A 23,762-nucleotide genomic window follows, 5' to 3' on the forward strand; every position below is an offset into this window, starting at 1 on the left:
GCGCACCTCGCAATCAGCGACCAGGCTACCGACAGAGGGTCAGGCAAACGTGTCTCCGAACTCGCGTACCCCGTCGACGTCCAGGGTGACCCGGCTGTTGTCGGTCCACTGACCGGTCGCCTCCCGCCAGCTCGGGTCATCGCGCTCGTTGATGTCGGTCCAGCTGTGCCGGTGGTGGCGCAGGTAGATCGGCCCGGACGACTCACCGGGGGCGAGCACCCCGCCGGTGAAGGTCAGCTCCACATAACCGGGGACCGGCGTGCCCGGCAGCGGGTACCGGGTCGGCGTCGGGGTGGGCGTGCCGCCCGGCGGCGGAGGCGGCGGTGCCGGCGGTGGGAAGAACGCCAGGGTGCGCCGGATGCGGTCGCAGCCCAACGCCGCCCAGTCGCAGTTCAGCACCAGCGAGGTGTTGCCGCCCTCGAACAGGAGGTGGTACCGCACCCGCACAGTGGCCAGGTCGAGCGGCCCCGTCCCGGTGTTCGTCACCTGGAGGACGTGTTGGATCTGGTTGTTCGTCGGCGACCAGTCGAGGTTGAGGTAGCTGACCTTCGCGCGCCCGTACGCGGTGCGGACCAGCGTGACCGGCGAGGGGTCGGAGTAGCCGCCGATCGTGTACGCGCTGATCGCGATGCGGTACTCGCTGCCCGGGGACAGGTTCGTGAGGGTGATGGTGGTGGCGGTGGTGCTGCCCAGCCCTCGGTAGACGTTGGTACCCAGCTGGGCCCGCACCTCGTACGTGATCGGCTCCTCGCCGGCCGGTTCGCCAACCCAGGTGGAGCCGGCCCAGGAGAGGGTGAGCCGGTGCGGTTCGTCCACCACGACGACCGGCGCGCCGGGGGTGGTGAGCGCCGGGGTGTCGTCGGCGCGGGCGGCGCTGACGGTGAGTTGACTGAGCAGCGCGGCGAGAACGACGGCGACGGTTTCACGGCGGACACGCATGGTGGGCAGCGTAGGGCCATGCAGTGATGGTTATCAATCATTAAGGGGCTTGATACCCCGATTTCCCGTCGCGGGGCCTTGGCGGAATCGGACCGTCGATAGCGTCCGGGATACCTACAACCCGTGAGGGGGTTACCCGTGTCGCTGCACGACGGTCCCGCCCTGCCCGGCGAACCCGCTCCGATCACCGTCCACACCGACCGGTGGCGGGCGACGTTACCCGCGGACGCCTGGCCCACCGGCTTCCCCGAGACCGGCGCCGTCTGGCGTCGGGACGTGTTCGCGGTCGTCGACGCCTGGCGCGACGGAGCGGCGAGCCCTCGCCAACTCCTCGCCGCCGTCCTGATGTGGGGGTACGGGCCGATCGGCTACGGCCCGTGGCGTGCCGCCCGCTCGTTGCAGGGCGATCCGGACGGCAGTCGCCTGACGCACGCCCTCGACGGCATCGCGGCGGCGACTCCCGACGAGGAGGCGCTGCGGACGGCGTACCGGCGGTTCCGCGATCCGGCGGAGTCACGCCTGCCGTGGCTCGGGCCGGCGTTCTTCACGAAGCTGCTCTACTTCGCCGGCTACAAACGCGACGCCGAGGGCCTGCGACCGCTGATCCTCGACCGGGTGGTGGCCAATCGGCTACCCGCCGAGGCCGGGGTGCGGCGTCGGTCCGGCTGGCTGTCCGAGGAGTGGCTCGCCTACCTGCGCTGGGCTAACACGCAGGCGGAGGCCCGGGGACTCCAGCCGGACGAGGTGGAGATGGCGCTGTTCCACGACCGGTGGCCGCCCTCCGACGCCGACCCGGCCGGTGGCCGACCGGCAGCCGAATGAGCGGACCGCGCCGAACGCTGCGCCCCGGCTCGGATGCGCCGGACGCCGCGCCCCAGCACTGCGCCGGACGCCGCGCCCCAGCACCAAAACCTTGGCGCGGCGTCCGACGATCAGGTTCCCTGGCGGTGTACCCGCTCGCTGCCCTGGACCTTGGCCCGGCCCTGGTCGCGTTCGCTGCCCGCCGCGCCGGTGGCGGTCCGCAGGTGCCGGCCCTTCGGCGAGCGCTCGACCTCCGAACCTTGGCGGCCCCGCGCGCCGCTGCCCGGATGCCGGCCCGCGCGCGCCGACTCGCCGCCAGGATCATGCTTGTTCGGCTTGTGGCTACCCATGGGGGCCGCGTACCCGGCCAGGTAGCGGCTAGTCGTCGCCGCTCAGGCGGGGGCGGCCAGTCGGGCGTCGAGGGCGTCGAGGTCCGGCACGAACCAGACATGGCCGCCCCGATTCGACTCCTGCACCAGCGCGCGTAGCGCCGACGAGGCCGCCAGGTGCGCGGCGATGTCACCCACGACGACCAGGCGCAGCCGGTAGTTGACGAACTTCTGCATCACGTCACCGGCGAACCGGGTTCCCAGCGAGAAGAAACGCGGGTCCAGTCGGCTCGCCGGTACGGCCACCACCTCGACGCCGAGGAACGCCGAGCCGATCAGGTCCAGCGCGTCCTGTTCGGTGACGATGGGCGGGCCGTCCGGGTCGCACACCAGGACGCGTACGCCGGCCTGCTCCCGGATGTCGTCAGGCACGGCGCACCAGCCCGTTGTCGCCGCCCAACACTCCGTCGAGCAGTCCCAGCAGCTCGGCGGTGGCGGCCGGGCCGCCCAAAATCATGATCGTCATGCGCTGTCGCTCCTCGTCGTACACGGTCTGCACCCGCAGCGGGTCCGCCGGGTCGTGGTTGGTGTTCGCCCCGGCGAGGACGAACGTGCCGAGCCGATCGGCCGCCGCGCGGTCGACGTCATCGATCCGGACGACGCTGGACACCTCGACCGACGCCGCACCGTCGGGGGTGGGCTGCGGGCGCCCGGTCAACGCGTCGAGATCGGCGCGCGCGATCCGGTACTGCTTGCCGATCCGTACCGCTCGCAAGCGCCCGGAGCGGATGTAGCCGCGCACGGTTCGCACGTGCAGGCCGAGCCGCTCCGCCACCTGCTCAACCGAGTACATCTCATTACTCATCGTTTCCTACGATAGCGCCAACAGGGAAGTTTAGGTAACGAGGACGAAGATCAGGGGGCGTCCTCGCCCTCTAGTAGCCGGGCCAGCCCGGTCGCACCCGGGCCGGCCGTCTTGATCTGGCTGTTGAAGAGCATGTGCACGGTGCCGGCCACGTCGATCGCCAGGCTTGCGTGCCCGTCGTACTCCTCGCCGACGGGATACAACTGGCCGGCCGTCGGCCCGGCGAAACCGTCGAACCATGTCTTCTGCCCGAGGCACAGGGCCGGGTCGAGCCGTACGCCGGCCCGGGCGTAGTCCCGCCCGGGGCCGCTGACCAGAACCTCCAGACCACCGAACTCGGTCAGGAACGCCCGCGCGGCGGCGTGCATGGCGAAGCCCTCGGGGGCGAGTGCCGTTTCCCACGCGTTCACGTCCACGCGCCGCCGCGGCGACCATCCGGCGGCCCGGAGCACCTGCGCCACCCGGGCCGGCAGGTCGCGCTCGTCGGTGCGCATCATCACAACGCCTCCCTGAGGTCGAACTCGTTCCTCACCGACACGAAACTGTTGCCGCACCACAGGTGCCAGCCGCCGTGGGCGAGGCCAGTGGGAACTCGACCGCTCGGTTGAGCTTGTACTCGGAAGAGTCTGTCGGTGTTTTCCGTTACGGTGCGGAGCCATGGAACCGCGGCACGGCGAAGCCCTCATCGGGCGTGAACATCCGGCCGCCCTCCTGCGTGCCGAGGTCGACCGCGTGCTGGACAGCCACGGCGGGCTCGTCCTGGTCACCGGCGAGCCGGGCATCGGCAAGACGACGCTGGTGACGGCGGCTGCCGACGAGGCCCGCCGGCGCGGCGCGCTGGTGCTCGGTGCCGCGTGCTGGGACTCCGACAACGCGCCCGGCTACTGGCCGTGGGTGCAGGCCGTCCGCGGGCTGCGCCGCTCCGCCGACGACTGGGCGGTCGCCCGGGAGGTCGCCGAACCGGCCCTCGCGATGCTGCTCGGCGAGGCGACCGGCCCGGCCGGCGACTCGTCCGGCGTCGACGGGAGGCCGACGGAGAAAAACCCGCCCGGCGTCGACGACAAGCGCGAGGCGGCGGGCGTCAACGCGGAGGCGACGGCCGACGACGCCGCGCGGGACGCGTTCGCCCTCTACGACGCAGTGACCACCGCTCTGGTCGCGGTCTCCCAGCGCCGGCCGGTCGTGGTCGTCCTCGACGACCTGCACTGGGCCGACCCGGCGTCGGTGCGGCTGCTGCGGTTCGCCGCCCAGCACACCTGGTTCGAGCGGCTGCTGCTGCTGGGCACCTACCGGGACGCCGAGGTCGAGGTGGCCGACCATCCCCTCGCGCCGCTGCTGGTGCCACTGACCGCGAAAGCCACGACGGTGACCCTCACCGGGATGTCCCGCGACGAGGTGAGCGCGCTGGTGTTCCGTACGGCGGGACGCGAAGCCGACGAGGACGTCATCGACGAGATGCACCGCCGCACCGGCGGCAACCCGTTCTTCGTCGAGCAGGCCGCTCGGCTGTGGCGTACCGGTGGGTCGGTCGACCAGGTCGCCCCCGGCGTGCGGGAGGTGGTCCGGCAGCGGCTGGCGCAACTACCGGCACCGGTGGTCGACACGCTCACCGCCGCCGCGGTGCTCGGCCGTGAGTTCCACCGGGGGCTGCTGGCGGCCAGCGTCGGGCGGCCCCCGGCGCAGGTCAACCGGGACCTCAACCGGGCGGTGGCGGCCCGGCTGGTGCTCGACCACGGTGCCGGCCGCTCCGCGTTCGTGCACGACCTGGTGCGCGAGACCCTGTACGACGGGCTGCCGGCGGCCGACCGCCGGGCCCGGCACGCGGCGGTGGTGCGGGCGGTGGACGGATCGGCGGCGCTCGCCGTACACCTCGTCCCGGCCGACCTGGCCCGGCACGCCTGGCTCGGCGTGCCCGATCTCCCGCCGGAGCGCGCCGCCGACCTGCTGGTGGTCGCCGCCCGAGAGGCCGGCCGACGGATGGCCCTGGAGGAGTCGGCGGAGCACCTGCGCCGGGCGTACACGGTCGCGGTGGATCCGGCGCAGCGTGTCCGGATCATGGTCGAGCTGGCCGGCCTGCTGCACCACGCCGGTCGCCGGGAGGAGGCGGGCCCGCTGCTCGCCGAGGCCGAACCCCTGGCGCTGGCGCTGGACGATCCGGCGGTGCTGGCCCGGGTGGCGCTGACGGTCCACCGTCACCACTGGACGCCGGCCGGGGCGACGGACCGGGCCGAGGGCATGCTGCGCGAGGCGCACCGCCGGCTGGTCGGCGTTCCCGACGAGGTGCCGTCCCTTCCCGCCGTGGTGACCGACCTGGTCACCGTCACCGAGCGGCTCGCCCGGCGGGGCGCCGACGACGAGGCGCTCACCTTCAGCCTGTGGACCCTGCACGACACCACCTGGGGGATGGGCACGGCCGGCGAACGGGCGGCCATCACCGCCGAGATCCGGGACGTGGCCCGCCGGGCGGGCGACGAGGAGACCGTGCTGTGGGCCACCTCGTTGCGCTGGGTCGCGCTCCTCGAACTGGGCGACCCGGGCTACCTGGCGGAGTGGACCGCGTTCGTCCGGGGAGCCGAGGAGAGCGGCGCGGTGCGGCACCGGATGGCCGGCGCCATCGACGGGGGCATCATCGCCGCCTTCCGGGGCGACTTCGCCGCCGCCGGCACGTCCATCGACGAGTTGGGCGATCTGGACGAGTGGCCGGAGGGCGAGCACGGCTTCCTCGGCAAGCACGTGCGGTGGTCGTGGCTGCTGCTCCAGGGCCGCTTCGCCGAGGTCGACGCCCTGCTCGACGGTCTGTCTGCGGAGGACTACCCGTACCTCGCCCTGCTTCGGGGCATCACCGCCGTGGAACGGGGCGACCACGCCGAGGCCCTCCGGCTGGTCGGTGAGATCGAGGCGGCCGGTGTGGCGTACCCCCGTCCGGTGTCGCCGCTGTGGCTGCGCCTGGCCGCCCAGGTCGCCGCCGCGACCGGCGAACCGGGGCGCGGCGACCGGGTACGGGAGGAGCTGGCAGCGTACCGGGGTCAGTGGCTGGTGGCGTTGTTCGGCTGCGAGCTGAGCGGCCCGGTCGACCACTGGCTCGCGGTAGTCGACGCGGCGGGGCGACGGTGGGACGAGGCGGTCGACGGGTTCTCCGCCGCCCGCGACGCCGCCGAGCGGATGGGGTCCCGGCCGTGGTCGGTGCTCGCCCGCGCCGGCCTGGTCGAGGCGCTGACCGGTCGGGACGGCCCGGGCGACCGGGCCGAGGCGGCCGCGATCCGCGCCGAGGTCCTGCGGGAGGCTCGCGAGCTGGGCATGGCCCAGGTGCGTGCGCGGTCCGGCGACACCGGCCCGGCACCCACCGCCGACGCCGCTCCGCCGCCGGCCGCCGCCGTCGGGCCGGCATCCCCGCCGGCGTACGCGTTCCGCCGCGACGGTCCGGTCTGGGAGCTAGCCTGGGACGGCACGGTGGTGCACCTGCCGGACGCGAAGGGCCTGCACGACCTGCGGTTGCTGGTGAGCCGGCCGGGCGTCGACGTGCCGGCGGTGGAACTGCTCGACCCGGCCGCCGGGCCGGAGCTGGTGGCCGCCCGCCGCCTCGGTGGCGACCCGGTGCTGGACGACGAGGCGAAGGCGCGCTACCGGCGGCACCTGGACCGGCTCGACGACGAGATCGACCGGGCTGCCGAGCGGGGCGACCGGCGGCGGGTGGACGCCCTCGACGCGGAGCGCGCGGCGCTGCTGCGCGAACTGCGGGCCGCGGCCGGACTGGCCGGCCGCACCCGCCGCCTGGGCGACGAATCCGAGCGGGCCCGCAAGGCGGTGACCGGCCGGATCCGGGACACCCTGCGTCGTATCGACGCCCGGCACCCCGCGCTCGCCGCCCACCTGCGGGACAGCGTGTCCACCGGCAGCTCCTGCCGGTACCAGCCGGCCGCACCGGTGCCCTGGCGCCTGTGACACCCGGGCGCCGCCGCTGGCGACGGCGCCCGGGAACCGGTCACCGGCGGTTGTAGCGGCGCATCGTCAGGGTGCCGAAGACGACCAGGAACCCCGCGCTCCACAGCAGCATCCACATGGTGTTCGTCGGGTCGGTGTCTCCGGCCATCGCGGCGCGGACCGCCGACACCAGCTGGGTCACCGGGTTGGCCTTGACGAACGCCTGGAGCCAGCCGGGCATCGTGACCGGGTCGACGAAGACGTTGCTGAGGAAGGTCAGCGGGAAGAGCACCATCATGCTGACGCCCATCACGGACTTCTCGCTGCGCAGCACCAGCCCGAAGAACGTCCACACCCAGGAGAACGCGAAGGAGAAGACCACCAGCAGACCGATCCCGGCCACCACGCCCAGCGGCCCGCCTGCGGGCCGGAACCCCAGCGCCAGCCCGACCGCCAGCATGACGGTGGCGGCGAGGACGTACCGCAGGACGTCGCCGAAGATCATGCCGACCAGGGCGGCGGGCCGCCAGATCGGCAGCGTACGGATCCGGTCGAAGACACCCTTCTCGATGTCGGAGTTCAGCCCGACCCCGGTGTACATGGTGATCATGACGACGCTGCTGACCATGATTCCCGGCAGGAAGAACTGGAGGTAGTCGCGCGGACTGTCGGCGAGGGCGCCACCGAACAGGTAGGTGAACATCAGCACCATGATGATCGGGAACGCGGTCACGTCGAACAGCTGCTCCGGCACGTGCTTGATCTTCAGCATGGCCCGCCACCCGAAGGTCAGCGACGCCGACAGCGCGCTGGGCCGGGGCGGCCGGGAGCCGGGTGCCAGGACGGTCGCCAGTGCCTCCGTCGAGGGCACGTAGACCGAGGGCGCGGGGCCGGTCGTGGTCGTCGTGTCGCTCATCGGGCTGCCTCCAGCTGCGCGTCCCGCCCCGAGTCGTCCGGCGTGGCGGGGTGGTCGGTCAGGGCCAGGAACACCTCGTCCAGGCTGGGCTGGCCGAGGGAGAAGTCGTCGACGACGATGCCGGCGCGGGCCAGCTCCCCGAGGGCGCGGGCGGCCTGCTCGCTCGCCTCCAGGTCGGTGCCGTCGCTGCCGACCCGGGCGGTCAGCGCCACCGGGTCCGGTTCGAGCTGCACCGGAACGCCGAGCGCCGCCCCGAGGACCGCCTCGGCCTCGGGTCGCCGGGCCGGGTCGCGCAGCCGCAGGTGGACGGTGCCCGCCCCGACCGACGACTTCAACTCACCCGGGGTGCCCTCCGCGATCACCCGGCCGTGGTCGACGACGGCGATCCGCCCGGCGAGCTGGTCGGCCTCGTCCAGGTACTGCGTCGTCAGCAGCACCGTCGTGCCGTGTGCCACGACCGCCCGGACGATCTCCCACACCTGGTTGCGGCTGCGCGGGTCCAGGCCGGTCGTCGGCTCGTCGAGGAAGAGCAGGTCCGGGGTGTTCAGGATGCTCGCGGCGATGTCGACGCGGCGGCGCATCCCGCCCGAGTACTTCTTGACCTGGCGGTCGGCGGCCTCGGTCAGACCGAACGCCGCGAGCAGCGCGTCGGCCCGCTGCCGGGCGGCGGGCTTGCGCAGCCCGAGCAGCCGGCCGAGGAGCACCAGATTCTCCTCGCCGGTCAGGTCCTCGTCGAGGGAGGCGTACTGGCCGGTGAGGCTGACCCGGCTGCGGACCGCGTCGGCCTCGTCGACCACGTCGTGCCCGAAGACCCGGGCCCGGCCCCCGTCGGGCCGCAGCAGTGTCGCCAGCACCCGTACGGCGGTGGTCTTGCCGGCCCCGTTCGGCCCGAGCAACCCGTACACGGTGCCGGCGGGGACCCGCAGGTCGATCCCGTCGAGCGCCCGGGTCTTCCCGAACGCCCGGGTCAGGCCCTCGGCCTCGACGGCGAGGCCGGTGGTGCGTCTGCTCATGATCTCCGCCCCTGTTCCGTTGTCCCGCAGGACGTGCGGGGCCGGTCGCCCCACACCCGGTCGGCGCCAGACGCTCCGCCAGATCGGATCTGGCGGAACCCGTGGGCCCGTCCGCGGCCGGAGTTCCGCCGCGCGGTGTCGGAGGTGACTGCTTGAATCGCGGCGACGGTGACGGAGGAGCGGGATGGACGACGTGCGGATCGTACCGTGGAGCACTGCCGACCTGGACCTGTTGCGGCAGCTCAACGCGCCGGAGGTCCGGGACCACACCGGCGGGCCGGAGACCGACGAGCAGGTCGTCGCCCGCAACGACCGCTACGCCCGGATGAGCGACACCGGTCCGAGTCGCATGTACGTGGTCACGCTGCCGGACGGGTCGCGGGTGGGCAGCGTCGGCCACTGGGAACGGGACTGGCACGGCGTCCGGGTCTGGGAGATGGGGTGGGCGGTGCTGCCCGCGTACCAGGGGAGGGGCCTGGCCACCGCCGCGGTGCTGACGGCGGTGGCCGCGGCCCGCGCCCGGCGGACGCACCGGTGGGTGCACGCCTACCCGTCGGTGGACAACCCGGCGTCCAACGCGGTCTGCCGCAAGGCCGGGTTCACGCTGCTCGGCCCGACGGAGTTCGAGTACCCGCCCGGCCGGATCATGCACTCCAACGACTGGCGGCTCGACCTCACCGGCGCCGACTGACAGCGCGGCCCACCGGGCCGCCCCCCCCGGTCGGCGGGCGACCCGGAGGCGGTGCGGTGATGTCGGTCAGCGCGGTACGTAGTCGAAGGTGTCCGGGTTCGGGCCCTGCCGGCCGGCCTCGCCCCGGTCCAGCCCGGTGATCCGCTCCATCGCCGCGTCGTCCAGCTCGAAGTCGAAGATGCCGAGGTTCTCCTCGATCCGCGCGGGGGTGACCGACTTCGGGAAGACGATGTCGCCGCGCTGCACGTGCCAGCGCAGCACCACCTGGGCCACCGTCCGCCCGGTCTGCTCGGCGATGTCGAGCAGCGTCGGGTCGTCGAGCACCTTGCCCTGCGCGATCGGCGACCACGCCTCGGTGGCGATGCCGTTGGCCTTCCCGTACGCGCGGACCTCCTCGTTGCCGAAGTACGGGTGCGCCTCGATCTGGTTCACCGCCGGCACCATGCCCCCCTCGACGGCCAGTCGTTCCAGGTGCGGCACCTGGAAGTTGGACACGCCGATGGACCGCGCCCGGCCGTCGTGCCGGAACTCCTCCAGCGTCTTCCAGGTGGACACGAAGTCGCCGTCGTACAGGGTCGGCAGTGGCCAGTGGATGAGGAAGAGGTCGATGTAGTCCATCTTCAACGCCGACAGTGTCGACTCGAACGCCCTGCGGGCGTCGTCGGGGCGGTGGAAGCCGTTGTTCAGCTTGCTCGTGATGTAGACGTCGCGCCGGTCCAGACCGGATTCGCGTACGGCCTGGCCGACCTCCGCCTCGTTGCCGTACATCTCGGCGGTGTCGACGTGCCGGTAGCCGAGGTCCAGGGCGGTACGCACCGCCCGCACGGTGTCCCGGGGCTCGATCTGGAACACCCCGAACCCGAGCTGGGGGATGGTGTTGCCGTCGTTCAGGGTGATGTCGGGGATCCTGGTCGTCACTGTGGCTCCTCACCGTCGTCCGGAGCGGCCGGGGCGCGGTAGCGTTCCCACGCCGCCACCCGCCGTTCCATCCGGAGTGCCTACCCGCCCCGGCGGTCCTCTCACGGCTCCGCGGGCGTGATCCCCGATACGGCTCAGTCGGCCAGGTCGGCCGGCACGAGATGCCGGACCAGGTCCTCGTCCGGCCGGTAACCGGTGGCGCTGTGGATCCACTCGGCGGGGATGCCGGGCCGGTAGAACCGTACGTAGTCGACGTCGGCCTTCAGGTCCGGGCGGGGCGCGGCGGAGGTCCAGCTCGTGTAGGCGTTGATCCCCCACTGGAGGCGGGCCGGCAGGTCGGTGCGGTCGTAGCGGGCACCGACCCGCCACTGCCCGCCGGGCAGCCGGTAGAGGCTCACCACCGCGCCGCCGACCCGGGCCAGGGCCAAATCGACCCAGCCGGGGGCGCCGCCCAGCAACCGGAGCCGGGACTGCCCGTTCCGGGTCGTCTTGACCTCCAGCTGCGGTCGGCCGCCGACGCCGGTGCCGGTGGTGATGAAGACCCAGTCGTTGACCTCCGCGCCGGGTACCCGCAGCATCAGGCCCGCCAGCGAGTACGGCTTGCCCGGCACCTCGGCGTTGCGCCCGGCGGCCCGGACCCGGGCCACCATCAGCAGGTCACCCTCGCGTTCCTGGAACAGGTACGGCGCCCGCAGCCGTTCGAACCAGGCGCTCACCTTCGGCTCGACGTGCAGGGCGCCGGTCTGGGTGCGTCCGACGTCGTGCGCCAGCAGGTCGTTGCGGCCGCCCTCGACCTCGTGCAGCCACCGCCAGCCGGCCAGGCCGCCCGCGTCGAACTCGGCGCCGTCCAGCTTCACCGGAGGGCTGGCGGCGACGGCCGGTGATGCGCTGCCGGTGGCCGGTGGTCCGCCGGTGCCCGGCTCGGGGACGGTGGTGCTGGTTCCGCAGGCGCTGAGCAGCAGCGCCACGGCGGCGGTCCGCACGATCAGTCGTGGCACGGGTGGCTCCCTTCGTCGGTCGACGAGGGAACGCGGTGACCCGCCGGTCCGGTGGGCCACCGCCGCGAGCCGTGGCCGAACCGTTACGGCGCCGCCAGGTCCGCCAAGGCCCGCACCGAACGCCAGTTCCGGGTGGTCGCCACGACGCCGAGCTTCTTCTCCAGGTACGCGTTGGTGAACCGCGACCGGCCGTAGCCCCCGTCGGGGTAGTGCAGGAAGACCTCCCGGCCGCTGACCGTGAACGCCACGTTCTCGCCGCCTGGGACGGCGAGGGCGTCCACCGCCGCCTGCTCCGGTGCGGTGGCCAGGAAGGCCACCAGCAGCCGGGTCGGGTCCTCCTCCCGGTCGGCGTAGGGGTTGCCGCCGGCCACCGCCGCCATCTCCCGGCCGCTGCGCACCAGCACCGGCACGGTCAGCCCTAACTCGTCGGCGATCGCCCGCTCGATGCCCCCGGCCAGCGCCTCCGCGTCGCGCACGGTGCTGCCGAAGACCACGTTGCCGCTCTGCAGGTAGGTCTTCACGTCGTCGTGGCCCAGGTCCGTGACCAGGCGGCGCAGGTCGGCCATGCCGACCTTGGCGGCCCCGACGTTGACCCCCCGCAGCAGGGCGACGTACCTGTCCATCGTTGACCTCCCGGCGTCGACCGTCATCCTCGCCCACCCCGGCCGACCGGTGGGGTCACCGGCGCGCTCGTGTCCACTACTACGGTTGCACGATAGTACGTAGTTCCGTATTTTGGGGTCATGGCGAGTGTGGAGGAGCGGCTCAGCGCCCTGGAGGCGCAGGTGGCGGCCCTGACCGGGCAGCGGGCACCCCGACCGGTGGCCGCCCCCGGCGGCGACGGCGACGTCTACTGGGCGCTCAACGGGCTCAAGGAGCGGCTCCCGGCCGACGGCACCGGCGCCGTGCTCTACACCGGCACCGTCGACATCGCCGGTCAGCACTACGACTGGCAGTACGGCCACACCGTCGACGACGTGCTCGACGACGACCTGTCCGAGCTGGCGGGCACCCTGACCGCGCTCGCCCACCCGGTACGGCTGCGGCTGCTGCGCGAGGTCCTCGGCGGCCGGCACGGCACCGCCGAACTGGCCGGCATCGAGGAGCTGGGCACCACCGGGCAACTGCACCACCATCTCCGCCAGCTCGCCGCTGCCGGCTGGCTGCGCAACGCCGGCCGGGGCCGCTGGGCCGTGCCCGGCGAGCGGGTGGTGCCCCTGCTGGTCGTCCTGGCCGCGGCCCGCCGCTGACCAGGGCGTGCCGCATCCCGTTCCGTGTCGTCCCCGGTGGACGACCATCCCCGACGGAGGAGACACATCATGCGGAGACCGACCGCCATCGCCCTTGTCATCGGCGTGCTCGCCGCGCTCGTCGCGTTCACCGCCCGGCCGGGGCCGCCCCGGCTGGGCGACCGGACCACCGGGGACACCGCGCTCGCCGCCGAGGTGCGGGAAGCCGTCGGCGATCCGGCGGGTCACCGGGGTCTCGCCGTCGCGGTGATCGAGAGCGGGCGGGTGCGTACGGCCGGCCTCGGCCGTCGTGGTCCCGACGGCGGGCCCGTCGAGCCGGGCACCCCGTTCGAGATCGGCTCGGTGACCAAGGTCCTGACCGGGATGCTCCTGGCCGACCAGGCCGGCTCCGGCGCCGTCCGCCCCGAGGACACGCTCGGCGCGGCCCTGCCCGAGGTGACCGGTCCCAGCCGCGACGTCACCCTCGCCGAGCTGGCCAGCCACCGGTCCGGCCTGCCCCGGCTCGCCATCGGTTCCCCGCTCGACCTGGCCCGCATCCTCTGGGCCAACCTGACCGCCGGCAACCCGTACACGGGCTGGGACGCCGACCGCATCGTGGACGCCGCCGGGGACGAGGAACCGGGCGACGACCGGGGGACCGTGGCGTACTCGAACTTCGGGACGGCCCTGCTCGGTCAGGCGCTGGCCGGGCGTGCCGGCACCCCGTACCCGAAGCTGCTCGACCGCGAGATCCTGCGACCGCTGGGGATGACCCGGACGGTGGTGGCCGACGGGTCCGCGCCCGAGGGGGCCGCGGCGGGGTCGAAGGCGGGTGGGCGTCCGGCCGACGAGTGGACCGCGGCGGGCTACGCCCCGGCGGGCGTCGGCGTCTGGTCGACCGTGGAGGACCTCGCCCGTCTGGTCGCCGCGATGCTCGACGGGACGGCCCCCGGCGCCGACGCGGCCACCCCCCGATTCCGCGACGACGACCGCCGCCGCGTCGGGTACGGCTGGTTCACCACCCGCTACGCCGACCGGGAGGTGGTCTGGCACAACGGCGGGACCGGTGGCTTCCGGTCGTACGTGGGTTTCGAGCGGGCCACCGGCCGGGGTGTGGTGGTGCTGGGCAACACCGAACGCGACGTCGACCCGATCGGGCTGCGGCTGCTCGGCGTCCCGGGCGAGGAGGCCGACGGCGAGGGTGGCGCGGCCCTGCCCGTCTGGGCCGGGGCCGGCCTCGCGGTGATCCTCACCTTCCTGGGCGGCCTGTCCCTGCTGGTGACGTCGCGGCGCGGCCCGGACCGGCTGACCCTGGTCGCGGGGACGGTGTGGGCGGGCGCGTACGTCGCTCTGGGCCACCGGCTCGGGGACTGGTCGGTGGTGCCCGGTGCGCTCTGGCCGCTCGGTGTGGGGGTGTCGGCGGCGGCGGTGGTGCTGTCCGCGTACCGGTGGCGGGACCTGCCGCTGGTCGCGCGGGCGCCGATGTGGCGGCGCGCGACCGGCGTGGTCCTCTCGACCGCGGCGGCGGTGACGCTGGTCGGCCTGGTGCTGGGGTGAGCCGGCGGGCCTACCGGTCGCGTCGCCCGGCCAGCGCGGAGCGACGGTAGCCGTAGAAGGCGTAGACCAGCGCGCCGATCAGGAACCACACCGCGAACCGCAGCCACGTCTCCGGGGCGAGGAACGTGATCAGCCAGACCGAGAAGACCGCGCCGAGGGCCGGCACCACCGGCATTCCGGGCAGTCGGAACGTGCGCGGGGCGTCCGGGCGGCGGTAGCGCAGCACGATCACCGCGATGCAGACCACCACGAAGGCGAGCAGGATGCCGATGTTGGTCAGCTCGGCGGCCTCCCGGATCGGCAGGAAACCGGCGATCAGGGCCGAGCCGACGCCGACGATCCAGGTCACCCGGCTGGGGACCCGGCGCACCGGGTGCAGCTTGGCGAACCAGGCCGGCAGGAGGCCGTCCCGGCTCATCGAGAACCACACCCGGGTCACGCCGAGCATGAAGGTGAACATCACCGTCAGGATGCCGATGATCGCACCGACCGCGATCACGCTCGCCAGGCCGGACAGACCCACCGAGGCGAAGGCCGAGGAGAAGCCGCTCTCCGGGTCGATCTCGGTGTAGTTCTGCATGCCGGTCAGCACGAGCGTGGCCAGCACGTACAGGACCATCGAGATGGCCAGCGAGTAGATGATCGCCTTCGGCATGTGCCGGCGGGCGTCCTTGGACTCCTCGGCGGCGGTGCTCATCGCGTCGTAGCCGAACACGGCGAAGAACACGGTCGCCGCTCCGGTGAACGCGCCGCCGAGCCCGTACGGGAAGAACGGCGAGTAGTTCTCCGTCCGCACGTAGAAGAAGCCGACCACGATGACCAGCAGCACCACCGCGACCTTCAGCCCGACGACGAACGTCTCGAAGCGGGCCGCGGTCTTGATGCCCTGGTTGAGCAGGAACGCGATGAGCAGGCAGAGGACCACCGCGAACAGGTCCACCACGTGCCCCTCGCCGGTGCCCGGAGCACCCAGCATCCAGGCCGGCAGATCGATGCCGAGCTCGCTGACGAGGAAGGCGAAGTAGCCGGAGATGCCGATGGCGACCACCGCGACGATGGCGGTGTACTCCAGCAGCAGGTCCCAGCCGATGAACCAGCCGACCGCCTCACCGAGCACCGCGTACCCGTAGGTGTAGGCCGAGCCGGCCTTCGGGATCATGCCGGCGAACTCGGCGTACGACAGGGCGGCGGCCGCGCTGGCCAGTCCGGCGACCAGGAACGAGATCAAGACCGCCGGTCCGGCGGTCTCGTTCGCCACGGCACCGGCCAACGCGAAGATGCCGGCGCCGATGATGCCGCCGACCCCGATCGCGGTGAGCTGCCAGAGCCCGAGGGACCGGGCGAGGCCCCCCTCGGCCTCGTCCTGGATCTCCTCGACCGGCTTGCGGCGGAAGATGCCGCTGCCGTTGCCCGTCGGGCGTCCCGTGGAGGTCATCGTCGTCCCTTCTCGTGCGCGGTCGCGAGGTCACTCGGCGACCGGCAGCACCACCTCGTTACGCCGCAGGAACCACGGCTTCCACGGCGGGTCGTACCGGGCGTAGCCGACCGCGCCGGCCGGCCGCAGCCCGGCACCGGTGACCGCCCGGCCCAGCGCGGTGGCCCGCCGGTCGAACGCCACCGCCGTGCCCCGGCCGGAGAAGCGCATGGCCGCCACGAGCTGCTCCGGTACCTCCCGCGTCCGTACCCGGGGATCGGTCGGCTCGGGCAGGGTGTCCGCGGTGAAGCCGGCCGGCATCACGAGACGCACCATCCAGCAGCCCGGCCGGTCGCCCTCCTCCTGCAGGACCGGCGCGGTCGCCGCGATCGTCTCCGGCGCCGCCTCCTGCACGACGGGCGTGGTCATGGCGAGGCCCCGTCGGGGCCGGTTGGCGCCCTTCAGGTACTCGGTGAGCGGCCGGAACGCCTCGTGGGCCGCCCCGTCGAAGGTCCCCTCGACCCGCATCTCGGCCACCAGGTGCGGGGGGTACCGGCGCAGTTCGAAGCCGGGGTGTCGGCTCACCACCCGGTACGGCTGCTGCTCGGTCATGGCGCGCTCCCCGTGCCCAGGGCCGGTTCCTCGCATCCGACGCTACCGGTCGCCGCCCTCCGGCTCAGGAGAAGTGCGGTCCTCGCCCGGGCCCGGTGCCGACGCGGTCGACCGCCAGTACTGCCGGCGCCCGGTGTCGCGGACCACCACGCCGCACCGGGCCAGTTCCGCGCGCAGTTCCCGGGCCTCGCCGCCCCGGTCGGCGTCGAGCGCCCGCTGCCGGGCCCGCAGCAGCGCGTCCGCGCCGACCGGCAGCCCCGGGAGCCCCGGCACCCACCGCCGGTACGCGTCGGCGTGCGGATCGGTGTCCGTCCAGGGCCAGCCGTGCGACCGGAACGCCTCCCGCAGCCGCCCCGCCGCCAGATCGGACTTCTGCCGGGCCAGTTCGCTCCCGTCCGAGCCGAGCAGGACGAGGTCTTTGCGGTCGACGAAGACCGCCCGCACCACGCGTCGGGGCACCTCCTGGTCCGCGCCGTGGCGACGGAGCCGGACCCGCTCCCGGTCGACCGTCACGGCCAGCCGCTCGGCGGTGCCGACCGCGGCGACGGCGAGGCCGCCGAGCGCGCCGAGCGCCGCACCGGCGGCCGCGGCGGTGGGGTCGGGAAGATCGGCGACCAGTTCGAACAGCCCGCGCCACGGGGCCCACCGCTGCTCCGCGAGCCATCCGGCGCCGAGGGCGAGGAGCCACCCGGCGCCGACGCCGAGCGCGGGGAACCCGCCCCACATCACCGCCAGCTCCGCGCGCCCGCCGTCGACCACCACCGGTGCGCCCGGTCCGTGTGCCATCACGCCACCTCGCGCCGAAGCGTCCGCAGCAGACCGGCGACCAGCGGTACGACCAGCCACGCCAGCAGCGACACCCCGAGCCGGGCCCACTGGCCGGCCGTGACGTCGGGGGTGAAGAAGGGCTCCATCGTCCGGCCGGTGTCCAGCCACCCGGCGGGACCGGACAGCGGTCGGATCAGGCCGCCCAGCACCGACCAGAGCGTCGGCAGCAGCAGGAAGGTGACGATGGCCAGGGGGGTGTTCAGCAGCAGCAGGCCGAACGCCGCGCCCATCAGCACGTTCGCCACCTGGACCACCAGGGCGTGCAGGATCAGCGAGCCCTCGATCCGCCAACCACCGGCCCCGCCGCTGACGCCCGTCCCCAGGGTGCCGATCGCGGCGGCACCGAGGCTGGTCAGGATGGAGGCGGCGGCCGCCAGCACCACCGCGACCAGTTTCGCGGCGACCACCCGCTCCCGGCGCGGCACCAGGGCGAACGTGGTCAGCGCGGTGCGCTGCGACCACTCGCCGGTCACCGAGAGGATGCCGAGCACCGGCAGGAGCAGTCCGACGGGCAGCAACGAGAAGACGAAGAAGCCGGTGAAGGTCTGCTGGTCGTCCGGTGCCCAGATCAGCTGCGCCACCACGAGGGCCACGGTGATCAGCGCGATGGCGGCGAGCAACCACACCCCGGCCCGGGTGTCGGTGAGCTTGCGCAGCTCCACAGCGGTGAGCCGGAGCAGGGACGGCCCGCGTACCTCCGGGGGAGCGGGCGGGGCGACGGCGGGTGCGGCGGTGGCGGTCATCGGACGGGCTCCCGGTTCGGTTCGGTGGCGGTGAGGGACAGGAAGAGCTGCTCCAGGCCGCCCTCGCCGGCCGGGCGCAGTTCAGTCAGCGCGATCCCGGCGTCGGCGGCGGCCTGCCCGACCACGTCGGGGCCGGCGGGGACCACCAGGGCGCCGTCCGTGGTCGCCGTGGCGGCCAGACCGGCGGCGTCCAGGGCACCGCGCAGACCGGGAAGGTTCCGGGAACGCACCCGGGTCCCGGTCCCGCCCAGCAGCTCGTCCCGGTCGCCCTGGGCCACGATCCGGCCACCCCCGATCACCACCAGCCGGTCCGCGACCGCCTCCACCTCGCGCAGCAGGTGGGAGGAGAGCAGGACGGTGCCGCCCCGGTCGGCGAAGTCGCGCAGCAGGCCGCGCATCCAGAAGATCCCCTCCGGGTCGAGGCCGTTGGCCGGCTCGTCGAGGACCAGGACCCGGGGGTCGCCGAGCAGCGCGTGCGCCAGGCCGAGCCGCTGCCGCATCCCGAGCGAGTACGCCCGTACGCGCCGCCGCGCGGCGACCGCGTCGAGACCCACGAGATCCAGCGTCGCGGTCACCCTCCGGCGGTCCACCCCCATCGTCAGGGCGGCCACGGTCAGCACCTCCCGGCCGGTGCGCCCCGCGTGCTGCGCCGACGCGTCGAGCAGCACTCCCACCTCCCGGCCGGGGTTGGCCAGCCGGCGGTAGGGTCGGCCGCCGACCTCGGCGGTGCCGGCGGTGGGCGGGGTCAGCCCGCAGATCATCCGCATGGTGGTGGACTTGCCGGCGCCGTTCGGCCCCAGGAAGCCGGTGACGGTCCCCGGCTCGCAGCGGAACGACACGTCGTCGACGGCGGTGTGCCGCCCGTACCGTTTGGTCAGGTGTGCCACGTCGATCATGTCGGTCAGCCTGCGCGCGCCGGCCGGCCGTCCGCAGCGGCCGACGGTCGACGCCTTCCCGCCGGAGGTCGACGGCAGGTGTCGACTTTCGTAGCTGTCCGACGGGCCGGGCGGCTGCCTAGCATGGCGGCGTGACCAGCGCCGCCGTACCGGAGCACCCGTGGCTGCTGCCGGGAGCCCTGACCGCGGTGCCCGGCCGGGTCCGCCGGACCACCCGTGACTGGGTGGTGGACTGTCTCGTCTTCGTGGTCTCGCTGATCTGGGTGCTGGCGGCGACCGCCGACGCCGCGTCGTCGTCGCCCAGCTTCGCCGAGCCGCTGCCGCAGCGGTGGATGATCCCGGTCGACGCCGGCTTCGGCCTGCTCTGCTGCGCACTGCTCTGGGTCCGCCGCCGTTGGCCGGTGGCCCTGAGCATGGCCACCCTGCCGCTGACCATGGTCTCGATGGCGTCGGCGGCGCCGTTGCTGGTGCTCTACTTCACCGTGGTGGTGCACCGGCGTACCGTCGTCGCGCTGGCGGTCACGGCCGCCGGCCTGGTCACCAACTTCGCGTTCGGTCTGCTCCGTCCCGACCCGACCCTGTCGTACTGGGAGACCACGGCGTGGGGGGTGGTCATCAGCTTCAGCGTGCTGGCGTGGGGGATGTTCGTGCGGGCCCGGCGGCAGCTGGTCGTGTCGCTGCGCGAGCGGGCCGAGCGGGCCGAGGCCGAGCAGCAGTTGCGGGTGGTGCAGGCCCGGCAGGTGGAGCGCACCCGCATCGCGCGCGAGATGCACGACGTGCTGGCGCACCGGATCTCGCTGCTCAGCCTGCACGCCGGTGCCCTGGAGTTCCGTCCGGACGCCCCGCCGGAGGAGGTGGCCCGGGCGGCCGGGGTCATCCGGAGCAGCGCCCACGCCGCGCTGGAGGACCTGCGCGAGGTGATCGGCGTGCTCCGTACGGAGGCCTCCGCCGGGTCGGCCCCCGACCGTCCGCAGCCCACCCTGGCCGATCTGCCGGCGCTGCTCGGCGAGTCGCGGGCCGCCGGGGTACGGGTCGAGGCCACCGACCGGGTGGCCGAGGCGGACCGGGTGCCGACGGCGGTCGGTCGCAGCGTCTACCGGATCGTCCAGGAGGGCCTGACCAACGCCCGCAAGCACGCCGCCGGGGCCGCGGTCGCCGTCGACCTGGCGGGCGGCCCGGGGGAGGGGATCACCGTCGAGGTCCGCAATCGCTGGCCGGTGGGCGGGACCGCGGCGGAGATCCCGGGCACCGGCACCGGCCTCGTCGGCATCGCCGAGCGGGTCGACCTCGCCGGTGGCCGGCTGGAGTACGGGCGGGACGACGCGGGCGACTTCCGCCTGGCCGCGTGGCTGCCGTGGCCGACGTGACCGGGCCGGCGGACAGCGGGCCGGTGCGGGTGTTGATCGTGGACGACGACGCGCTGGTCCGGGCCGGTCTGTCGATGATCCTCGGCGGGGTGCCGGACCTGCGGGTGGTGGGGGAGGCGACGGACGGCAGCGAGGTGCCCGAGGCCGTCGCGGCGTGCCGCCCGGACGTGGTGCTCATGGACATCCGGATGCCCCGGCTGGACGGCCTGGCCGCCACCGAGGCGCTCCGGGCGTCGCCGTCCCCGCCGGAGGTGCTGGTGCTGACCACCTTCGACGCCGACGAGCAGGTGCTGCGGGCGTTGCGCGCCGGGGCGGGCGGCTTCCTGCTCAAGGACACCCCGCCGGCCGACATCGTCCGGGCGGTACGTCGGGTGGCGGCCGGGGAGCCGACCCTCTCGCCGACGGTGACCCGCCGGCTCATCGACCGGGTGACCGCGCCCGTGCCGGCGGGAACGCCGGACCGGCGCCGCGAGCGGGCCCGTGGGCTCCTCGCCGGGTTGAGCGAGCGCGAACGGGAGGTCGCCGTCGCCGTCGGGCAGGGCCGCACCAACGCGGAGATCGCGGCCGAGCTGTTCATGAGCGTCGCGACGGTGAAGGCGTACGTGTCGCGGCTGCTGGTAAAGCTCGACCTGAACAACCGGGTCCAGGTGGCGTTGCTGGTCCACGACGCCGGCCTGGCGTAGCCACGGTTGCTCTCACTCCCGATACACTCAACGATGAGGGTTTCACTGATGAGTGTATGAGGCGGCCGGGGTGGACGGATTCGTTGGACGCGGACGGGAGCTGTCCCAGCTCGACGCCATGCTGGCGCGCGTCCACCGGGGCGGCCGGGCCGGCCGGCCGGGACGCGCACTTCTGATGCGAGGCCGCCGCCGCGTCGGCAAGTCGCGCCTCGTCGAGGAGTTCGTGGAACGGGCGGACGTGCCCCACGTGTTCTTCACCGCCTCCGCGCAGCCGTCCGTGGCTGCCGACCTCGCCCTCTTCGTCGAGGCCGTGGCCGCCTCCACCCTCCCCGGCGCCGCGCTGTTCGCCGCCCAGCAGCCCCGGACGTGGGACGCCGCCCTCACCCTGCTCGCCTCGGCGCTGCCCACCGACCGGCCGAGCGTCGTCGTCCTCGACGAGATGCCCTACCTGATCGCCACCGATCCCGGGTTCGAGGGAACCCTGCAGAAGGTCTTCGACCGGGAACTCTCCCGACGACCGGTCCTCCTGCTGTGCATCGGGTCCGACCTGGCCATGATGGAGGCGCTGAACGCGTACGGTCGCCCCTTCCACCAGCGGGCCACGGAGATGGTCGTTCCACCGCTCAACCCGGCCGACGTGGGCGCGATGCTGGACCTGCCGGCGGCCGAGGCGTTCGACGCCCATCTCGTCTCCGGTGGGCTGCCGCTGATCCTGGACGAATGGCCGACCGGAGCCTCGTTGCGTGACTACCTCGCCGACGCGGTCGCCGACCCGACCTCGGCCCTGATCGTCAGCGGGGAACGAGCGTTGGCCGCCGAGTTCCCCACCGCCTCCCAGGCGGGTCTGGTGCTGCGGGCGATCGGGTCGGGCGAGCGGACCTTCTCGCTCATCGCCCGGGCGGCCGGCGACCTGCCGCAGGCGTCCCTGACCCGAGCCCTGCGGCTCCTGGTGGACAAACGGGTCGTGGAGGTCACCGTGCCGCTGTCGACGAAGCCGTCGCGGGAGACCCGTTACGCCGTCGCCGACCCGTACCTCCGCTTCTGGCTGTCCTTCCTGGGTCCGTATCTGCCGGAGATCGAGCGGGGACGGGGCGACCTGACGCTGGCCCGGATCACCTCGTCCTGGACGAGTTGGCGTGGCCGGGCGATCGAGCCGCTGGTACGGGAGGCCCTCCGTCGGCTGCCCGATGGGCTCCTTCCCGCGGGAAGCGACGTGGTCGGTGGCTACTGGACGCGGACCAACCACCCGGAGATCGACCTGGTGGGCGCCGACCGGGGGCCGGTCGCGAAACGGATCACCTTCGTCGGCTCGATCAAGTGGCTGGAGCAGCGCCCCTTCGACGCGCACGATCTCGGACGTCTCCTGGTGCACCGCGCTCAGCTGCCCGGGGCCGACGAGTCGGTGCCGCTGGTGGCGGTGTCGCGCAGTGGCGCCACCACCGACGGGGTGCGGGCGCTGGCGGCCGAGGACCTGCTGACCGCGTACGGCGATTGAACCATTCGGGCGTGCGAGCCGTACCAGTCGCCGAGGATGCGGTGCGGCGCATCAGTCGCACCGCTACCGGAGCTGCGGGAGGCCTGCCGTGCGAGTTGGTGAGCAGTCGACGGATCCCATCGATCAGATCCTGGGTGAGGTGCCGGTGCCGGAGCCCCTGACACCCGAGGACGTCCGGCTCGCGGTCCGGGCGGTGGTCGTGCACGCGGCGGAGGAGTGGCCGTCGGGGCCGCTGTGCCGCAACGACGGCGCGACGTACCCGTGCCGGCTGCACCGCTGGGGTCGGCGCGTGCTCAGCGAGCACGGGCTCAACGAGCGTCAGATCGACGCCCTGGTGCGGCACGGCAACCCGTTCGTGCACGTGCCCTTCCCGTTCACGGTCAACGGGCCGGCGCCGGCCCGTACGCCGGCCGGCTACCCACCGCGTACCGCGGCCGGCCACGCGGTGCGCGCGCAGCCGGCGCCCCGGGTGGTCGCACCCGGCGCGCGGCCCCCGGTCCGTCCCGCACACCCCGGCCGGCCGGTGGCTCCCCCCGTCACCGCGCCGCGCTGGCCGCGGGCCAGCTGAGCGGAGGTACGCCCGCTCATGGCGCCCGGCACGGAACGGCGCCGGCCCGGACGTGGAGGTTCCCCCCGCCCCGTCCGGGCCGGCGCCGCTGTGGTGCCGGTCAGCGCACGCCGCAGTCCGGCGCCGACCAACTGGTCGTGTTGGCGGTGCGGTCCCGGTCGTTCTCCCGCCGGGAGTCCACGTGCACGTGGTCGTCGTGGTCCGGTGCGCCCGGGCCGTAGATGCCGCTGAACCCCCGGTTGCGGGCGTCCCGGGCGACGTCGCACAGCGGCCGGCTGCGGGAGACCACGTCGGCGGCGTTGCCGTAGAGGTGCTGGCTGTCGGACGCGCCACCGACCTGGTCGTTGCAGACCCGGCTGCGGAAACCGCTGGTCACGTAGAGGGGCCGGTCGCCGAGGCCCTTGCGCATCGCCTCCAGTTTCCACATCGTGCGCAGGGCGTTCTGCCGGGTCTCGGCGGGCGACAGCGGCCCGCCGGTCCAGCCGCCCCGACCGCAGCCGTCGTCCATCTCGCTCCAGCTGAAGTGCCGGGGCGTGCAGTCGTCGTCCTGGATCTCGTACAGCTTGGCGTAGGTCTGCGGTCCGGCGACGCCGTCGGCCCGGATCCCGTACGCGGCCTGGAACCGCCGGACCGCGGCGGCCGTCTTCGGGCCGTAGACGCCGTCGTTCTCCACGATGTCGCGGTTGCCGGCCCAGCCGGCGACCCGGATCTGCAGCTGACGGACGTCACTGCCGGAGCGGCCCTGGTAGAGGTTCCGGGTCCACGTGTAGCAGCCGTCGGCATGGGCCGCTGGCGCGGCGACCGCGGTGGCGATCGCGGCTCCCGGCAGCGCCAGGGCCAATGCGACAACCGCCCGTTTCAGGGTGTGTACGCGCACAGAAGTCCTCCCGGTAGGAGAGCGAATGGGGTGGCCTCCGGGACATCGACCGGGACGTCCCGCCTTTTCCACCTTGGCACCCGAGCAGGCGGTTGGCGGCAA

25 protein-coding genes are annotated in these 23,762 nt (G+C 73.8%); 9 read left to right on the forward strand and 16 right to left on the reverse strand.

What is annotated here, in order from left to right; translation table 11 throughout:
- Nucleotides 1-39: 39 nt before the first annotated feature.
- Entirely contained in the window at nt 40-939 is a 900-nt protein-coding gene (locus ACTMSW_RS02435; RefSeq protein WP_441178755.1) for a fibronectin type III domain-containing protein, read from the reverse strand.
- Between the two features lie 138 nt (nt 940-1,077).
- Here ACTMSW_RS02435 and ACTMSW_RS02440 point away from each other — a divergent pair, with 138 nt between their 5' ends.
- A complete protein-coding gene (locus tag ACTMSW_RS02440; RefSeq protein ID WP_441178756.1) occupies nt 1,078-1,761 on the forward strand; it encodes an 8-oxoguanine DNA glycosylase OGG fold protein in 684 nt (227 codons plus the stop codon).
- Between the two features lie 110 nt (nt 1,762-1,871).
- Here the strand turns inward: ACTMSW_RS02440 and ACTMSW_RS02445 are convergent, their stop codons facing one another.
- From ACTMSW_RS02445 to ACTMSW_RS02460, 4 genes are read right to left on the reverse strand one after another with little or no spacing between them, the layout of a single operon-like run.
- Nucleotides 1,872-2,090, reverse strand: a complete 219-nt coding sequence (locus ACTMSW_RS02445) for a hypothetical protein (protein ID WP_441178757.1) — start codon at nt 2,088-2,090, stop codon at nt 1,872-1,874.
- Nucleotides 2,091-2,132: 42 nt separating this feature from the next.
- Nucleotides 2,133-2,501: a DUF4180 domain-containing protein gene (locus ACTMSW_RS02450; RefSeq protein ID WP_441178758.1), complete on the reverse strand. Its 369-nt coding sequence runs from the start codon at nt 2,499-2,501 to the stop codon at nt 2,133-2,135.
- Nucleotides 2,494-2,934 (reverse strand): helix-turn-helix domain-containing protein, encoded by a 441-nt coding sequence (locus tag ACTMSW_RS02455; protein WP_441178759.1) that lies wholly within the window; start codon nt 2,932-2,934, stop codon nt 2,494-2,496. Before ACTMSW_RS02455 ends, ACTMSW_RS02450 begins: the two co-directional genes overlap by 8 nt.
- Before the next feature lie 50 nt (nt 2,935-2,984).
- Complete coding sequence (locus ACTMSW_RS02460; protein WP_441178760.1) at nt 2,985-3,431, reverse strand: SUKH-3 domain-containing protein; 447 nt, start codon at nt 3,429-3,431, stop codon at nt 2,985-2,987.
- Nucleotides 3,432-3,591: 160 nt separating this feature from the next.
- Between ACTMSW_RS02460 and ACTMSW_RS02465 the strand changes: the two genes are divergently transcribed.
- Nucleotides 3,592-6,876, forward strand: a complete 3,285-nt coding sequence (locus ACTMSW_RS02465; protein WP_441178761.1) for an ATP-binding protein — start codon at nt 3,592-3,594, stop codon at nt 6,874-6,876.
- A 40-nt stretch (nt 6,877-6,916) separates the two neighbouring features.
- Here ACTMSW_RS02465 and ACTMSW_RS02470 read toward each other — a convergent pair whose 3' ends face one another.
- On the reverse strand, nt 6,917-7,771 hold the full coding sequence (locus ACTMSW_RS02470) for an ABC transporter permease (protein ID WP_441178762.1): 855 nt from the start codon (nt 7,769-7,771) through the stop codon (nt 6,917-6,919).
- Nucleotides 7,768-8,784 carry an ATP-binding cassette domain-containing protein gene (locus ACTMSW_RS02475; RefSeq protein ID WP_441178763.1) on the reverse strand — a complete coding sequence of 339 codons (1,017 nt, stop codon included), beginning with the start codon at nt 8,782-8,784 and terminating at the stop codon, nt 7,768-7,770. Before ACTMSW_RS02475 ends, ACTMSW_RS02470 begins: the two co-directional genes overlap by 4 nt.
- A 184-nt stretch (nt 8,785-8,968) precedes the next feature.
- Here ACTMSW_RS02475 and ACTMSW_RS02480 point away from each other — a divergent pair, with 184 nt between their 5' ends.
- Nucleotides 8,969-9,475 carry a GNAT family N-acetyltransferase gene (locus ACTMSW_RS02480; protein ID WP_441178764.1) on the forward strand — a complete coding sequence of 169 codons (507 nt, stop codon included), beginning with the start codon at nt 8,969-8,971 and terminating at the stop codon, nt 9,473-9,475.
- 66 nt (nt 9,476-9,541) lie between these two features.
- Here ACTMSW_RS02480 and ACTMSW_RS02485 read toward each other — a convergent pair whose 3' ends face one another.
- The 3 genes from ACTMSW_RS02485 to ACTMSW_RS02495 form a co-directional block, all read right to left on the reverse strand.
- The gene (locus tag ACTMSW_RS02485; protein ID WP_441178765.1) at nt 9,542-10,393 is read right to left on the reverse strand and encodes an aldo/keto reductase; all 852 of its coding nucleotides are present in this window, start codon (nt 10,391-10,393) and stop codon (nt 9,542-9,544) included.
- 134 nt (nt 10,394-10,527) lie between these two features.
- A complete protein-coding gene (locus tag ACTMSW_RS02490) occupies nt 10,528-11,391 on the reverse strand; it encodes a hypothetical protein (protein WP_441178766.1) in 864 nt (287 codons plus the stop codon).
- A gap of 83 nt (nt 11,392-11,474) precedes the next feature.
- Nucleotides 11,475-12,014 (reverse strand): DUF1697 domain-containing protein, encoded by a 540-nt coding sequence (locus ACTMSW_RS02495; RefSeq protein ID WP_441178767.1) that lies wholly within the window; start codon nt 12,012-12,014, stop codon nt 11,475-11,477.
- A gap of 120 nt (nt 12,015-12,134) precedes the next feature.
- On the opposite strand from ACTMSW_RS02495, the gene ACTMSW_RS02500 reads away from it, so the two are divergent.
- Nucleotides 12,135-12,641, forward strand: a complete 507-nt coding sequence (locus tag ACTMSW_RS02500) for an ArsR/SmtB family transcription factor (protein WP_441178768.1) — start codon at nt 12,135-12,137, stop codon at nt 12,639-12,641.
- A gap of 69 nt (nt 12,642-12,710) precedes the next feature.
- A complete protein-coding gene (locus ACTMSW_RS02505; protein WP_441178769.1) occupies nt 12,711-14,177 on the forward strand; it encodes a serine hydrolase domain-containing protein in 1,467 nt (488 codons plus the stop codon).
- 10 nt (nt 14,178-14,187) lie between these two features.
- Here the strand turns inward: ACTMSW_RS02505 and ACTMSW_RS02510 are convergent, their stop codons facing one another.
- From ACTMSW_RS02510 to ACTMSW_RS02530, 5 genes are read right to left on the reverse strand one after another with little or no spacing between them, the layout of a single operon-like run.
- On the reverse strand, nt 14,188-15,612 hold the full coding sequence (locus ACTMSW_RS02510) for an amino acid permease (protein WP_441178770.1): 1,425 nt from the start codon (nt 15,610-15,612) through the stop codon (nt 14,188-14,190).
- A 30-nt stretch (nt 15,613-15,642) separates the two neighbouring features.
- Nucleotides 15,643-16,203, reverse strand: a complete 561-nt coding sequence (locus ACTMSW_RS02515; protein WP_441178771.1) for an SOUL family heme-binding protein — start codon at nt 16,201-16,203, stop codon at nt 15,643-15,645.
- 42 nt (nt 16,204-16,245) lie between these two features.
- Entirely contained in the window at nt 16,246-16,989 is a 744-nt protein-coding gene (locus ACTMSW_RS02520; protein ID WP_441178772.1) for a YqeB family protein, read from the reverse strand.
- Complete coding sequence (locus tag ACTMSW_RS02525) at nt 16,989-17,774, reverse strand: ABC transporter permease (RefSeq protein WP_441178773.1); 786 nt, start codon at nt 17,772-17,774, stop codon at nt 16,989-16,991. Before ACTMSW_RS02525 ends, ACTMSW_RS02520 begins: the two co-directional genes overlap by 1 nt.
- Nucleotides 17,771-18,670 (reverse strand): ABC transporter ATP-binding protein, encoded by a 900-nt coding sequence (locus ACTMSW_RS02530; RefSeq protein WP_441178774.1) that lies wholly within the window; start codon nt 18,668-18,670, stop codon nt 17,771-17,773. The genes ACTMSW_RS02525 and ACTMSW_RS02530 overlap by 4 nt, the downstream gene beginning before the upstream one ends.
- Before the next feature lie 131 nt (nt 18,671-18,801).
- Between ACTMSW_RS02530 and ACTMSW_RS02535 the strand changes: the two genes are divergently transcribed.
- The 4 genes from ACTMSW_RS02535 (at nt 18,802) to ACTMSW_RS02550 (ending at nt 22,783) form a co-directional block, all read left to right on the forward strand.
- Entirely contained in the window at nt 18,802-20,037 is a 1,236-nt protein-coding gene (locus ACTMSW_RS02535) for a sensor histidine kinase (protein ID WP_441178775.1), read from the forward strand.
- On the forward strand, nt 20,016-20,720 hold the full coding sequence (locus ACTMSW_RS02540; RefSeq protein WP_441178776.1) for a response regulator: 705 nt from the start codon (nt 20,016-20,018) through the stop codon (nt 20,718-20,720). Before ACTMSW_RS02535 ends, ACTMSW_RS02540 begins: the two co-directional genes overlap by 22 nt.
- Before the next feature lie 70 nt (nt 20,721-20,790).
- Nucleotides 20,791-22,215: an ATP-binding protein gene (locus tag ACTMSW_RS02545; RefSeq protein WP_441178777.1), complete on the forward strand. Its 1,425-nt coding sequence runs from the start codon at nt 20,791-20,793 to the stop codon at nt 22,213-22,215.
- An 88-nt stretch (nt 22,216-22,303) separates the two neighbouring features.
- A complete protein-coding gene (locus ACTMSW_RS02550) occupies nt 22,304-22,783 on the forward strand; it encodes a hypothetical protein (RefSeq protein ID WP_441178778.1) in 480 nt (159 codons plus the stop codon).
- A gap of 100 nt (nt 22,784-22,883) precedes the next feature.
- Here ACTMSW_RS02550 and ACTMSW_RS02555 read toward each other — a convergent pair whose 3' ends face one another.
- Nucleotides 22,884-23,660: a D-Ala-D-Ala carboxypeptidase family metallohydrolase gene (locus ACTMSW_RS02555; RefSeq protein WP_441178779.1), complete on the reverse strand. Its 777-nt coding sequence runs from the start codon at nt 23,658-23,660 to the stop codon at nt 22,884-22,886.
- Nucleotides 23,661-23,762 lie beyond the last annotated feature (102 nt).

Origin of the sequence: Micromonospora sp. BQ11 (genome assembly GCF_052068135.1) — a bacterium.
GTDB lineage: Bacteria > Actinomycetota > Actinomycetes > Mycobacteriales > Micromonosporaceae > Micromonospora.

Coding starts and splice junctions, on each gene's coding strand:
- ACTMSW_RS02480 (WP_441178764.1), top strand. CDS start 8,969: ATGGACGACGTGCGGATCGTACCGTGGAGCACTGCCGACCTGGACCTG.
- ACTMSW_RS02475 (WP_441178763.1), bottom strand. CDS start 8,784: ATGAGCAGACGCACCACCGGCCTCGCCGTCGAGGCCGAGGGCCTGACC.
- ACTMSW_RS02455 (WP_441178759.1), bottom strand. CDS start 2,934: ATGAGTAATGAGATGTACTCGGTTGAGCAGGTGGCGGAGCGGCTCGGC.
- ACTMSW_RS02520 (WP_441178772.1), bottom strand. CDS start 16,989: ATGGCACACGGACCGGGCGCACCGGTGGTGGTCGACGGCGGGCGCGCG.
- ACTMSW_RS02435 (WP_441178755.1), bottom strand. CDS start 939: ATGCGTGTCCGCCGTGAAACCGTCGCCGTCGTTCTCGCCGCGCTGCTC.
- ACTMSW_RS02445 (WP_441178757.1), bottom strand. CDS start 2,090: ATGGGTAGCCACAAGCCGAACAAGCATGATCCTGGCGGCGAGTCGGCG.
- ACTMSW_RS02470 (WP_441178762.1), bottom strand. CDS start 7,771: ATGAGCGACACGACGACCACGACCGGCCCCGCGCCCTCGGTCTACGTG.
- ACTMSW_RS02525 (WP_441178773.1), bottom strand. CDS start 17,774: ATGACCGCCACCGCCGCACCCGCCGTCGCCCCGCCCGCTCCCCCGGAG.
- ACTMSW_RS02460 (WP_441178760.1), bottom strand. CDS start 3,431: ATGATGCGCACCGACGAGCGCGACCTGCCGGCCCGGGTGGCGCAGGTG.
- ACTMSW_RS02530 (WP_441178774.1), bottom strand. CDS start 18,670: ATGATCGACGTGGCACACCTGACCAAACGGTACGGGCGGCACACCGCC.
- ACTMSW_RS02500 (WP_441178768.1), top strand. CDS start 12,135: ATGGCGAGTGTGGAGGAGCGGCTCAGCGCCCTGGAGGCGCAGGTGGCG.
- ACTMSW_RS02465 (WP_441178761.1), top strand. CDS start 3,592: ATGGAACCGCGGCACGGCGAAGCCCTCATCGGGCGTGAACATCCGGCC.
- ACTMSW_RS02495 (WP_441178767.1), bottom strand. CDS start 12,014: ATGGACAGGTACGTCGCCCTGCTGCGGGGGGTCAACGTCGGGGCCGCC.
- ACTMSW_RS02515 (WP_441178771.1), bottom strand. CDS start 16,203: ATGACCGAGCAGCAGCCGTACCGGGTGGTGAGCCGACACCCCGGCTTC.
- ACTMSW_RS02510 (WP_441178770.1), bottom strand. CDS start 15,612: ATGACCTCCACGGGACGCCCGACGGGCAACGGCAGCGGCATCTTCCGC.
- ACTMSW_RS02505 (WP_441178769.1), top strand. CDS start 12,711: ATGCGGAGACCGACCGCCATCGCCCTTGTCATCGGCGTGCTCGCCGCG.